General features: G+C 33.5%; 13 protein-coding genes. 12 read left to right on the plus strand and 1 reads right to left on the minus strand.

Annotated features, from left to right (window positions below):
• Positions 1 to 75 precede the first annotated feature (75 nt).
• The 12 genes from tsf to HM983_RS05155 all read left to right on the plus strand — a co-directional run bounded on the left by tsf (position 76) and on the right by HM983_RS05155 (position 11898).
• Positions 76 to 1050, plus strand: coding sequence for a translation elongation factor Ts (tsf, locus tag HM983_RS05100; RefSeq protein WP_179344319.1), 975 nt, complete (start codon positions 76 to 78; stop codon positions 1048 to 1050).
• Between the two features lie 164 nt (positions 1051 to 1214).
• Positions 1215 to 1922 (plus strand): UMP kinase, encoded by a 708-nt coding sequence (pyrH, locus tag HM983_RS05105; protein ID WP_179344320.1) that lies wholly within the window; start codon positions 1215 to 1217, stop codon positions 1920 to 1922.
• Between the two features lie 45 nt (positions 1923 to 1967).
• On the plus strand, positions 1968 to 2522 hold the full coding sequence (frr, locus tag HM983_RS05110; protein ID WP_179344321.1) for a ribosome recycling factor: 555 nt from the start codon (positions 1968 to 1970) through the stop codon (positions 2520 to 2522).
• A 72-nt stretch (positions 2523 to 2594) separates the two neighbouring features.
• Entirely contained in the window at positions 2595 to 3872 is a 1278-nt protein-coding gene (locus HM983_RS05115; protein WP_179344322.1) for a DUF5686 family protein, read from the plus strand.
• A 30-nt stretch (positions 3873 to 3902) separates the two neighbouring features.
• Positions 3903 to 4241 (plus strand): hypothetical protein, encoded by a 339-nt coding sequence (locus HM983_RS05120; RefSeq protein ID WP_179344323.1) that lies wholly within the window; start codon positions 3903 to 3905, stop codon positions 4239 to 4241.
• Between the two features lie 107 nt (positions 4242 to 4348).
• Positions 4349 to 4567 carry a hypothetical protein gene (locus tag HM983_RS05125; RefSeq protein ID WP_179344324.1) on the plus strand — a complete coding sequence of 73 codons (219 nt, stop codon included), beginning with the start codon at positions 4349 to 4351 and terminating at the stop codon, positions 4565 to 4567.
• The gene (locus tag HM983_RS05130) at positions 4560 to 5144 is read left to right on the plus strand and encodes a hypothetical protein (RefSeq protein WP_179344325.1); all 585 of its coding nucleotides are present in this window, start codon (positions 4560 to 4562) and stop codon (positions 5142 to 5144) included. Before HM983_RS05125 ends, HM983_RS05130 begins: the two co-directional genes overlap by 8 nt.
• Before the next feature lie 192 nt (positions 5145 to 5336).
• Positions 5337 to 5588, plus strand: a complete 252-nt coding sequence (locus HM983_RS05135; protein ID WP_179344326.1) for a hypothetical protein — start codon at positions 5337 to 5339, stop codon at positions 5586 to 5588.
• 282 nt (positions 5589 to 5870) lie between these two features.
• Positions 5871 to 8273, plus strand: a complete 2403-nt coding sequence (locus HM983_RS05140; RefSeq protein ID WP_179344327.1) for an efflux RND transporter permease subunit — start codon at positions 5871 to 5873, stop codon at positions 8271 to 8273.
• 36 nt (positions 8274 to 8309) lie between these two features.
• Positions 8310 to 9743: an asparagine--tRNA ligase gene (gene asnS / locus HM983_RS05145; protein WP_317166941.1), complete on the plus strand. Its 1434-nt coding sequence runs from the start codon at positions 8310 to 8312 to the stop codon at positions 9741 to 9743.
• Positions 9744 to 9815: 72 nt separating this feature from the next.
• Positions 9816 to 11282 carry an RNA polymerase factor sigma-54 gene (rpoN, locus tag HM983_RS05150; protein ID WP_179344328.1) on the plus strand — a complete coding sequence of 489 codons (1467 nt, stop codon included), beginning with the start codon at positions 9816 to 9818 and terminating at the stop codon, positions 11280 to 11282.
• A gap of 7 nt (positions 11283 to 11289) precedes the next feature.
• Positions 11290 to 11898, plus strand: coding sequence for a hypothetical protein (locus HM983_RS05155; protein WP_179344329.1), 609 nt, complete (start codon positions 11290 to 11292; stop codon positions 11896 to 11898).
• Here HM983_RS05155 and HM983_RS05160 read toward each other — a convergent pair.
• Complete coding sequence (locus HM983_RS05160) at positions 11893 to 12576, minus strand: porin family protein (protein WP_246277465.1); 684 nt, start codon at positions 12574 to 12576, stop codon at positions 11893 to 11895. The genes HM983_RS05155 and HM983_RS05160 overlap by 6 nt on opposite strands.
• Between the last annotated feature and the right edge of the window lie 6 nt (positions 12577 to 12582).

The raw sequence follows: 12582 nt of genomic DNA on the forward strand, positions 1-12582 counted from the left end.
AATACATTTAAAAGTCGTTTAATTCTTTTCTCTATAGAAAATTAATTATACGACTTTTTTTTAAATAGAAAAATTATGGAAAATACTGTAAAAGTTACTGCAGCAGAAGTTAACAAATTAAGACAAGCTACTGGTGCTGGTATGATGGACTGTAAAAAAGCTTTAGTAGAAGCTGGTGGTGATTTTGATAAAGCCATTGAAGTTTTACGTAAAAAAGGACAGAAGGTAGCAGAAAAAAGAGCCGATAGAGATTCTTCTGAAGGTGCTGCTGTTGCTAAAATTAATGACGACAACACATCTGGTGTAGCTATTGTATTAGGTTGTGAAACTGATTTCGTTGGTAAAAACGAAAACTTTGTCGCATTGGCAAATGATTTAGCCGATATCGCATTAAATCACAATACAAAAGAAGAATTTTTAGCTGCTGATTTCGGAGGAATGACAGTTGCTGAAAAATTAACTGAGCAAACTGGTGTTATCGGTGAAAAACTTGATATCACTGCTTTTGAAAGATTAGAAGCACCATACGTAGGACAGTACGTTCACATTAATAAAATAGCCGCTTTAGTAGGTTTATCTGCAAAAGTAGATAATGTTGAAACATTGGTTAAAGATGTTGCAATGCAAGTAGCTTCAATGGGAGCAACTACATTATCTTATAAAGATTTTGATCCAGCATTTGTTGCCTCAGAAACTGAAGCTCGTATTGCAGTAATCGAAAAAGATAATATCGAATTAGGACGTTTGGGCAAAACATTGAAAAATGTACCTCAATATATTTCTATGGCTCAATTATCTCCTGAAGTAATTGCTGAAGCTGAAAAAGCTATGAAAGAAGAGCTTAAAGCAGAAGGTAAACCAGAACAAATTTGGGATAGAATTTTACCAGGTAAAATGGAGCGCTTTATTTCTGACAACACAACGTTAGACCAAGAAAAGGCACTATTGGATCAGAAGTTTATTAAAGACGAAAAGCAAACTGTTGCTGAGTACGTTAAAACTTATGGAGATGTTGAAGTTGTAGGTTTTAAACGTGCAACTGTAGGATAACCCAATCCTCTTCAAAATGTAACGCTTATATAAAAACCACTATTCTAGTTGAATAGTGGTTTTTTACTTTAAAAAAATAAAAATACATATAACTATATTTGGCATTTTTTTCACTTTTACAGATGCTAATATTTACGTAGCTTTGTTCAACTTTCAAAACAACTATGAAATATAAAAGAATCCTGCTAAAATTATCTGGTGAAGCCTTAATGGGAAATCGTCAGTATGGAATAGACCCAGATCGTTTGGCAGAATATGCTAAAGATATTAAAGAAATTACAGAGTTAGGCGTTGAAGTCGCGATTGTTATTGGTGGTGGCAACATTTTTAGAGGTGTTGCAGGAGCCATGAATGGTATGGACCGAGTTCAGGGTGATCATATGGGAATGTTAGCAACCGTAATTAATGGCTTAGCATTACAAAACGCTCTTGAGGATGCCAATGTAAAAACACGCTTGCAAACCGCTATAAAAATTAATGAAGTTGCTGAGCCTTTTATAAGAAGAAAAGCGATGAGCCATCTTAATAAAGGTCGCGTGGTTATTTTTGGAGGAGGAACTGGTAATCCATATTTTACAACAGATTCAGCTGCTGTTCTACGTGCTATAGAGATTGAAGCAGATGTGATTTTAAAAGGAACTCGAGTAGATGGAATCTACAATACCGACCCAGAAAAAGATAGTACAGCGGTTAAGTTTGATCATATTACTTTCGATGATGTTTTGCGTAAAGGTCTTAAAGTAATGGATACTACGGCATTTACATTGAGTCAAGAGAATAAGCTACCAATTATTGTTTTTGATATGAATAAAAAAGGAAATTTACTTAAGGTGATTTCGGGTGAAGCAATTGGGACAGAAGTGAATCTTTAAGTTTTGGCTTAAATTTTGATAACTTTCAATTAAAATTTTAATACAATGAACGAAGACATTAAATTTATAATAGACACGGCAAAAGAGGCTATGGATGCCGCATTAAAGCATTTAGAAAAACAATTGGTAAATATTAGAGCTGGCAAGGCCAGTCCTGCTATGTTGGGTAGTGTAATGGTAGATTATTATGGTTCCCAAACACCACTTAATCAAGTAGCGAACGTAAATACATCAGACGGCCGAACCATATCTGTACAACCTTGGGAAAAAAGCATGCTTCAAGAAATTGAACGTGGTATCATGAATGCCAACTTAGGTTTTAACCCAATGAACAATGGTGACATGATTATAATAAACGTCCCACCATTAACAGAAGAACGCAGAACTAACCTTGCAAAACAAGCCAAAGCTGAGGCTGAAGATGCTAAAGTAGGCGTAAGAAGTGCGCGTAAAGATGCCATGAACGATATTAAAAATGCTGATGTTTCTGAAGACTTGCAGAACAATGCCGAAATAGACGTACAAGAACTTACAGATACTTACGTTAAACGTATTGACTCTATTTTGGAGAATAAGGAAAAAGAGATCATGACAGTTTAAATCATCATTTCACAATACTTTACATCCCAAATTATTTGGGATGTTTTTTTATAATAAAACTTTAACTACTCTATGCTTAAGCGACTATTTGTTGTTTTTATTTTTATCTATGCAACAACAAGTTTTGCTCAGATTACCTTTGTCGACAAAGACTCAATAAAAACAGCACAAGATTCCATAAAACGTAGTGCTTATCTCAAAAATATTGGCAATGGTTATTTACCATTTAACTATTTTAATCTGGACTTACGTTATCTGGTAAAGTTTAATCAATATGAAGGTTTTAGAACAGGTCTCGGTGGCATTACCAATGATAGATTTTCAGAGTGGTTTCGTCTCAATCCTTATGTTGTATATGGTTTTAAGGACCACAGATTTAAATATAGATTAAGTGGTGGTTTTAGGTTGCACGAACGCACTAACACTTGGCTAAATCTTGGTTATACGGATGACCTCTCAGAAACTGGCAGCTCTACTTTCTTGACTGATAAACGCTTTTTTACCTTTTTTGAACCGCGCTTGCTTAACATTGATTTGTTTCATCGCTATATCAAAAAATCAGTTGCCATAGAGCATCGTATGAGCAATCATTTATTATCTGAAACTGAGCTGTCACTTAACAAAATTAACCCTACATATAACTATACTTATTTATTGGATGGTCGCGGTTTTAATACATTCGATTTAAGCACAGCCAAATTAAGCTTGCAATGGAGTCCTTTTAGTGAATTTGACATTGTTGATGATGAAGTCGTAACTGTTAAAGATGGTTATCCAAAATTCACCTTGCAACTTACCCAAGGTTTTAAGTCAGTATTTGGAAGTGATTTCAATTTTTCTAAAATTGATTTTAGGACCGTTCAAGAATTTAATCATAAAAATGATGCTATAACCAACATAACATTGGTGGCTGGATTGGCTGGAGGTGATACACCTCTGACGCATTTATATCACGCTTATCCAAACAACATCAATAAAGAAACAATTTTACAACGGTTTTCTGTAGCAGGTTTAAACAGTTTTGAAACCATGTATTTTAATGAATTTTTTAGCGATAAGTTTTCAACCTTACAGCTCAAACATTATTTCCCGGCCTTTAAAATCTCGGATCGGTTCAAACCTCAATTGGTCTTAATTTCGAGGTATGCAGTGGGTGACATGAATAGTATTGATAGGCATCAAGGCATTCAATTTGGCACGCTTAAACATCTGTACTCAGAATCTGGTTTTGAAATCAACAAATTGCTCTTTGGTTTTGGTCTTAGTTTCGCTTACCGTTATGGCGGTTACCATCTACCTGAATTAGAAGATAATATTGCTTTTAAGTTTACTTTTAATATTTCTTTGTAAAATACATCGCTTCAAAATATTCAAATTAATATGAAAGCTAAAGCTTTTTTTATCTATTACTTTTTTATTATCACACTTTTTTCATGCCATCAGAAAGAGAGTGAAATTGTTATAACTGATTTTTCACATGAGTACGAGGAAACTTTATACGCAGCAAAAAAAAGTTCATATACTACCTCGATACTTAAAGTTAATGGTTTTGTAAATGACACTGTTTTAATTTCTTTTGGAGGTATTAACAAAAAAATAAAGGGAGATTTGGATTTAGAAATTAAGGAGGATTATTACGGCGGATTAAATATGAAATTTAAATTTGAACCTTTAAATGCAACTGATGGTAAATTGAAAATTAAATATGGGATTTATTAGATATTATACTTTTTTATAAGTTAATACCAACTCAAGCAATCGTCTTTGGCGAGCGCTTAGCTTTATTTGAATAATTTATCATATCATGATTATGAAAAAACACTTTCATGGCAAATTTTCATGTCGGAAATATAACAAGTGCAGTAAGAAATATTGATGGAAATCAGTATAATGAAGATCATTATAAGAAATTTGGTTGGAAAGGTTTATCTGCAATTGGTTTAGCATCAAACCCACAAATTGTTACTACTGAAGAATTAACAAATTATAATACTTTAGCTAATATACCTTTAAATGACAACCATAATTTAATTTGTGATGAATAAAAAAAAATTAGTCCTCTTTCTCTTTATAGCTCTATCTAATTGCTCAGATGATAATCGAATAGAAAGGCAAAATTTAGTCTTTAACGATATTTTCCAAGAACTTATCAAAAACAGTGTTCAAGATTACAGAAAAGTAACTTTCCCAAATCCAGAGCAAATAAATTCTTTAAAAAAAGGAAAAGATATAACTAAAAAATCCGGTGTGGATCAAAGGAAAATGTTAGTAGTTATTAATGATTCCATTAAAGCACCAACAGTTTTAAAAGGGAAAACTTTAAGTAACAAAAATGAACGGAGATATAAATTTAATTTTGATGCATTCCTTTCAAATACTAAAAGTTACAAACTGATATCAAATAATCAGTACAACAAAGAGAAGAAAAAATTAGAAGATAAATATTACTTTGGTGGATTTATAGATATATCAAATATAACTTTTGAAACAAATTTGAAAAGAGGATATTTTACCGTTAACTATAGATGCGGCAAATTATGCGGTCAAAAAAGCAAAATTTACATAGAGGAAATTGATGGTGAATGGGTAATTTATAAAACAGAATTAGTCAGCTTATCGTAAGAATTCTTTTATTAAAACCAAACTAAGCACTCGTCTTTGGCGAGTTCTTAGTTTTAAGTAAATAATTTATCATATCATGATTATGAAAAAAACACTCGTTCTTATAGCGATTTTAGCTATAATAATCAATCTTATGCTCAAATAGAAAAAGAATATAATATTCATCTGCTCTTAGATTCCTCTAAAAATGAGATGTCAATTTTAACCCATCCATCAACTGATAGTATCTTATTTAAAACGTTTAAGGTTTCCAAAAAACTGCCTAAAGAGCAATACAAATATGTTTTAGGTGTCTCTGGCAAAGGGAAAATAAGCAAATACATTCGTGGCAATACATCACATACTACAAAAGGCACTATTAAATTAAACTTTGTTATTAACGTCATTGATCTTTCAGAAGAAAGAGAAAACCTAAGTTATAAAGCTTATGAAGTTTCTTTTTGAGCTTAATTAAACATAAATAAGCTGTTAATTAGCCCAACAAACTTTTCTTAGGGCTAATTTTCTTCATTTTCTTTCTTTTTAAGATAACTTCAATTATTGAAATTTAACGTCTATTTTGTTTAAGTATATATTCCCATTAATCCTCACACAAATCCTTAGCTTTTTTCTACCTTTGCGGCTCATTTTGCACTTGTTGCGAATGGACTATTATTTTGTTTCATCAAAACACCATATTTAATAAAAATCCTTTAGTTTACGAGCAAAAGGGATGACTACAAATACATGTTTAAACTCTTAACCAAAGGATTCTGGGCTGCACTTGCGCGATTGATTTTGCGTAATAAGATATTTATTCTTATTGCCATCGTCGCGGCAACTTTCTTGTTTAGTACGCAATGGAAACATATGCGCTTCACCTACTCTGAAGCCAATCTCTTGCCAGACGATCACGAGGTTAATATTACTTACAACAATTTTTTAAACATTTTTGGTGAAGAGGGCAATCTAATTGTTTTAGGTGTCAAAGATTCTAGCTTATTCTCTGTTGAAAAATTGAATGCATGGAATTCACTCGCAGAATCGTTTAAAAGTTATGATGAAATTGAAACGGTCATCTCTATAAAAGACCTTCAAAAATTAGTTAAAAACAGTGATCAAGAAAAGTTTGATCTTGAACCTTTTATCAAAGATTCGATAACATCAATTGAAGAAATCAATCAACTTCAAAATGAACTGTTTAAGCAATATCCATTTTACGATAATTTTCTGTTCAACTCGGAAACCAAAACCATCCGTACAGCTATTTACCTTAAGAAAGACATCGTAAATACGGCTGCCAGAAAAGACTTTATCATTAATGATCTGGAAACAAAAATTTCAGATTTTGAAACTGAAACAGGCATGGACGTTCGTGTTTCAGGCATGCCTTATATAAGAACATTGAATGCCCAAAATATTGTTGATGAAATTCCGATTTTTATTGCAGGTGCACTTTTGGTTACATCATTGATTTTCTTTTTATTTTTTAGGTCGTTTAGAGCCACTTTTATTTCCTTGGTTGTAGTATGTGTTGGCGTGATGTGGACTTTTGGAATCATTGGTTTTCTAAAGTACGAGATTACAGTATTGACTGCATTAATTCCGCCTTTGATAATTGTGATCGGTATCCCTAACTGTATTTTCCTTATCAACAAATACCAACGCGAGGTTAAACTTCATGGCAATAAGGTAAAATCACTGCAACGTGTTATCACTAAAGTTGGTAATGCAACGCTCATGACCAATGTGACCACGGCTTCTGGTTTTGCAACTTTTATCTTTACCGAAAGCACGTTACTTAAAGAGTTTGGTATTGTTGCCTCATTGAGCATTATATCAATTTTTATTTTATGCCTTTTTATAATTCCTATTATTTACACCTTTGCACCTTACCCCAAAGAGCGTCATTTAGAGCATTTAAATAAACGTTGGATTGGCGGCTTTGTCGATTGGATGGAGAAAATGGTAAAACATAAAAGAATTGCCATATACATATCCGCAGTTCTGCTTCTTATTGGAAGTTTAATTGGTATTCACCAAATTAAAATTTCCGGAAGTCTTATTGAGGACATGCCAAAAAACACAGAGTTTTTTAAAGATATTAGGTTTTTTGAAAGTGAATTCAACGGTATTATGCCCGTAGAAATCATGGTAGATACCAAACGTAAAAAAGGCGTTATGAAACTCAGTACGCTCAAACGTATGAGTGAATTGGAAGAACTTATATTAGAAACACCAGAATTATCCCGACCGATTTCAGTCGTAAGTTTAGTAAAATATAGTAAACAGGCTTACTACAACGGAAACCCAAAATATTATCAATTACCAACAAGCCAAGAAAACAGCTTTATACTTTCGTATGCTAAAAACTCATCGTCCGATGTGGATTTGCTTACTAATTTTGTGGATAGCACTGGCCAATATGCGCGTATCACAACTTTTATGAAGGATATTGGAACGGATAAAATGGAGCGTATTGAAGAAAATCTTCAAACTAAGATAGACAAAGTATTTCCCGAAGAGCGTTACGATGTAACAATGACTGGTAAAGCTCTGGTGTTTCAAAAAGGGACTAAATATTTGGTACGGAATTTAGTGATTTCATTGAGTTTAGCGATTTTACTAATTGCCTTATTTATGGCATATATGTTCCGTTCGTTTAGGATGATCATAGTTTCTCTAATCCCAAATTTATTGCCATTGTTAATTACTGCAGGGCTTATGGGTTACGTAGGAGTGCCAATAAAGCCTTCGACTATATTGGTGTTTAGTATTGCATTTGGAATTTCAGTTGATGATACAATCCATTTTTTAGCAAAATACAGACAGGAATTGCAGGCCAATAATTGGAGGATCAAAAAATCAGTTTACGCTGCATTGCGAGAAACCGGAGTGAGCATGTTTTATACATCAATTGTATTATTCTTTGGGTTTTCTGTATTTACCATCTCGAGTTTTGGTGGTACGGTTGCTCTAGGAGCACTGGTTTCTGTGACATTATTGTTTGCAATGTTGTCAAATTTGTTATTATTGCCTTCACTTTTGCTTTCACTTGAACGTAATATTGCTAACAAGGAAACACTAAAAAAACCAACGATAGACATTATCCCTTCAGAAGATGAAGATGTTGACCCTTTAAAAAAATAACAATTACAATTATCTCAGTATTCAAATAATAGATTTATGATGACGAAAACCGTAGCAGAGTTACTTTCACAGGATGCCACATTGCAGGATGTTACAATAAAAGGTTGGGTAAGAACCTTTAGAGCTAACCGTTTTATAGCACTCAACGATGGCTCTACGATTAATAATATTCAATGTGTCTTGGATTTCGAAAATTTTGAAGAAGCGACTTTAAAGCGTATCACAACCGGTGCTGCAATACGCGTTACTGGCGAATTAGTTGAGAGCCAAGGCAAAGGACAGTCTGTTGAAATTCAAGTAAAAACTTTAGAAATTCTTGGTGATTCTGATCCTGAAACATATCCAATTCAGCCAAAAAAACACTCATTCGAATTTTTAAGGGAAAACGCTCATTTACGTACTAGAACGAACACCTTTAGCGCTGTAATGCGTTTGCGTTCTTCACTGTCTTTCGCTGTTCATAAATATTTTAATGACAATGGTTTCTATCATATGCACACACCTATTATTACAGGTAGTGATGCCGAAGGTGCTGGCGAAATGTTTCGAGTAAGTGCATTAGACCCAAAAAAACCACCTTTAAATGAAGACGGCACTATAAATTATAAAGAAGATTTCTTCGGAAAGGAAACCAACCTAACAGTATCTGGACAATTAGAAGCTGAAACCTATGCGATGTCGCTTGGTAAAGTATATACATTTGGCCCAACATTTAGGGCAGAAAATTCAAATACCTCACGTCATTTGGCAGAGTTCTGGATGATTGAACCTGAGGTTGCATTCATGGATTTAGCAGGAAATATGGATCTGGCCGAAGATTTCATGAAGTCTGTTTTAAGCTATGTGCTCGAAAACAATAAGGAGGATTTAGAGTTTTTAGAAAAACGTCTTTTGGATGAAGAAAAAACAAAACCTCAAAATGAGCGTAGCGAAATGAGCTTGATCGAAAAAATCAAATTTGTTGTTGATAATAATTTCAAACGTGTTAGCTATACAGAAGCGATTGATATTTTAAGAAATAGTAAACCTAACAAAAAGAAAAAATTCAACTATATAATTAAAGAATGGGGAGCAGATTTACAATCTGAACATGAACGCTTCCTGGTCGAAAAGCATTTTAAATGTCCAGTGATATTGTTCGATTATCCAGCAAATATCAAAGCATTTTATATGCGCTTGAATGAAGATGGCAAAACCGTAAGAGCTATGGATATTCTTTTTCCAGGTATAGGTGAAATGGTTGGAGGTTCTCAAAGGGAAGAACGTTTAGAGGTATTAAAAGAAAAAATGAAAGCTTTGGATATTCCTGAAGAAGAATTATGGTGGTATCTAGATTTGCGCAAATATGGTACAGCAGTGCATTCTGGCTTTGGATTGGGCTTTGAGCGATTAGTTATGTTTACAACAGGTATGGGCAATATTAGAGATGTGATTCCTTATCCTAGAACACCTCAAAATGCAGAGTTTTAATTTGGACATAAAACTGTTAAGCTTCAAAAAGCTGATAGGTTTTTGTTATTTTTATATCATTAGAAAAACTAAATGGCTTTAAAACAATTTTTACAATTTAAGCTTTCGCAAAAGCTCTCACCACAGCAGATTCAGCTCATGAAATTGATTCAGCTGCCAACACAGGCATTTGAACAACGTTTAAAGCAAGAGTTAGAAGAAAACCCTGCATTGGATACGGGCAAGGAAGCAGAGGCCAAAGAAGATAGTTTTGATGAGTTTGACAATACCGAAGATTACAACGACAATGAGACTATAGAAGCTGAAGATATTAATGTAGACGAATATTTGAGCGATGACGAAATCCCAGATTATAGAACAAGAGCTAATAACTATAGTGCAGATGACGACGACAAAAGTGTACCATATGCTGCTGGCACTTCATTTACGCAACATTTAACCAATCAACTTAATACGTTTAGACTTTCTGAACAAGAAGAGGAAATAGCCTACTTTTTAGTAGGGAGTGTGGATGAAAGTGGTTATATAAGAAGGTCTCTTTCTGATATTACGGACGATTTGGCGTTTACTCAAAATGTGTTCACTACAGAAGAGGAGATTGAAAAAGTATTGAAAAAAGTACATCAACTTGATCCAGCTGGTGTTGGGGCACGCAATCTCCAAGAATGTCTAAGTATTCAGTTGCACCGCAAAGAACAACATCCTGACGTTGAGCTAGCTACAAATATTATTGATAAGGCTTTTGAGCAATTCACCAAAAAGCATTATAAGAAGTTGATGCAGAAATTCAACATTACTGAAGAACAACTAAAAGGTGCTGTTGAAGAAATAGAACGACTTAACCCAAAGCCCGGAGGTTCGTACGCTGGTAATAACAAAATAGTAGAACACGTTGTACCGGATTTTGCCATTAAAATTGTTGATGGCGAATTAGAACTTACCTTAAATGGAAGAAACGCACCCGAGTTGCATGTGTCTAGGGAGTACAATAACATGCTCAAAGGATACAAGGAGAGCAAGGAAAAATCCAAAACTCAGAAAGATGCCGTCATGTTTATTAAGCAGAAACTCGACGCTGCCAAATGGTTTATTGAAGCTGTAAGACAACGGCAACAAACACTCTTTGTGACAATGAGTTCTATAATGAATTATCAAAAAGAATATTTTTTAACTGGAGATGAGCGCAAACTTCGCCCAATGATTTTAAAAGATATTGCAGACGAAATTGAAATGGATGTTTCAACTGTTTCCAGAGTTGCCAACAGTAAATATGTCGATACGCCTTATGGCACCAAATTGATAAAGGAATTCTTTTCTGAATCCATGACCAATGACCAAGGTGAAGAAGTCTCAACTCGTGAAATAAAGAAAATTCTTGAAACGGTTATTGAAGAAGAGAATAAGAAAAAACCGATGACAGATGAAGCATTGGCAAAAATCCTAAAGGAGAAAGGTTATCCTATCGCAAGAAGAACGGTGGCTAAGTACCGAGAACAATTAGACATTCCTGTTGCAAGGCTTAGAAAAAAGATTTTATAGAGTTTGGATGAAAAATTTTATTCTAAAAAGCATTTCTTTTGTTTTTCATCCACTCATTATGCCAATTCTTGGTGTTTTATTTTACTTTTCTAAAACAGCTCGGTTTATCCCAGAACCTATTGTAAAGGCCAAAATTTTCTCTATTACAATATTAACTATCGTACTACCAATTCTGCTATTTTTTCTTTTAAGAACAATTCGCAAAGTTGATACGATTTATCTAAAGAGCACCAAAGAACGTGTAATACCTTTATTTATAAATTGTATTATAACCGCACTTATTTTGTTAAGGGTCCTTACCATAAACGAAATCGTAGAACTTTATTATTTCTTTTTAGGTATTCTAATTTCTACTATTATTTGTTTGATCTTTGCAATGCTAAAAGTGAAAGCTAGCATCCATATGATAGCAGTATCGGGCTTTTTTATGTTTGCTGTTGCGTTAGGAATTCACTATCAAATAAACATTAATGGCACAATTGCCTTATTGGTGATAATAATGGGTGCTATTGCGACTTCGAGATTACATCTCAACGCACACACAAGTTTTGAATTGATAATAGGTAGCCTCACAGGACTCGTACCGCAACTAATTTTAATGGCATTCTGGCTATAGGATATAGAACATCAATCCTATTTTAAAAGACTTTAAATCTAAATTTTTATCTTCTAGTTTAGAATCGTTCTCAAAAATGTCATTAAGACCATAATATAGATGAAAATTCCAAGTGCCATAACCAGCACTAAGAGTTAAGCCATACTGGAGTGTATTAAATGCGTCTAAATTTGACAGTTTAATATCTCCTTGGTCACTCTTAAATTTCGTAGAATTATAGACAATATAGCCAAACTTAAAACCTGAATATATTCTCCAAAAATTATATTCAGTTGCTGTGGATGTTCTCCACCTAAATTCTATAGGCAATTCTACTACATAAGTAGTAAATTTATTTTTAGATACATTTATTTCACTTTCATCTATAACTTTAAAAGTAGTGACCCTATCCATCTGATCAATAAGTAAATTTTGATTGTAAGAATTGGTTGATAGACCAATACCAGTACCGATAGCCTTATTCCGTCTTTCGTTTAAAGGCATATCACGTATAAATCCAAAATGGAAACCGGATGAAAACCCATTTTGCGAAACACCGCTGGGTTTATTGTTTAACAAGTTATAGGTAATTCCTGCGTAGAACTGATCTTCTCTGTATGCATTGTATAATTCTGAAACATCCTTATTAGTACCCTGAGATAAACTCCAAAGACTATTGATAAAAAATAAAATAAACATTCGAAT

The sequence above is a fragment of the Winogradskyella ursingii genome (assembly GCF_013403975.1).
GTDB classification, from domain to species: domain Bacteria; phylum Bacteroidota; class Bacteroidia; order Flavobacteriales; family Flavobacteriaceae; genus Winogradskyella; species Winogradskyella ursingii.

Coding starts and splice junctions, on each gene's coding strand:
- tsf (WP_179344319.1), top strand. CDS start 76: ATGGAAAATACTGTAAAAGTTACTGCAGCAGAAGTTAACAAATTAAGA.
- pyrH (WP_179344320.1), top strand. CDS start 1,215: ATGAAATATAAAAGAATCCTGCTAAAATTATCTGGTGAAGCCTTAATG.
- frr (WP_179344321.1), top strand. CDS start 1,968: ATGAACGAAGACATTAAATTTATAATAGACACGGCAAAAGAGGCTATG.
- HM983_RS05115 (WP_179344322.1), top strand. CDS start 2,595: ATGCTTAAGCGACTATTTGTTGTTTTTATTTTTATCTATGCAACAACA.
- HM983_RS05120 (WP_179344323.1), top strand. CDS start 3,903: ATGAAAGCTAAAGCTTTTTTTATCTATTACTTTTTTATTATCACACTT.
- HM983_RS05125 (WP_179344324.1), top strand. CDS start 4,349: ATGGCAAATTTTCATGTCGGAAATATAACAAGTGCAGTAAGAAATATT.
- HM983_RS05130 (WP_179344325.1), top strand. CDS start 4,560: ATGAATAAAAAAAAATTAGTCCTCTTTCTCTTTATAGCTCTATCTAAT.
- HM983_RS05135 (WP_179344326.1), top strand. CDS start 5,337: ATGTCAATTTTAACCCATCCATCAACTGATAGTATCTTATTTAAAACG.
- HM983_RS05140 (WP_179344327.1), top strand. CDS start 5,871: ATGTTTAAACTCTTAACCAAAGGATTCTGGGCTGCACTTGCGCGATTG.
- asnS (WP_317166941.1), top strand. CDS start 8,310: ATGATGACGAAAACCGTAGCAGAGTTACTTTCACAGGATGCCACATTG.
- rpoN (WP_179344328.1), top strand. CDS start 9,816: ATGGCTTTAAAACAATTTTTACAATTTAAGCTTTCGCAAAAGCTCTCA.
- HM983_RS05155 (WP_179344329.1), top strand. CDS start 11,290: ATGAAAAATTTTATTCTAAAAAGCATTTCTTTTGTTTTTCATCCACTC.
- HM983_RS05160 (WP_246277465.1), bottom strand. CDS start 12,576: ATGTTTATTTTATTTTTTATCAATAGTCTTTGGAGTTTATCTCAGGGT.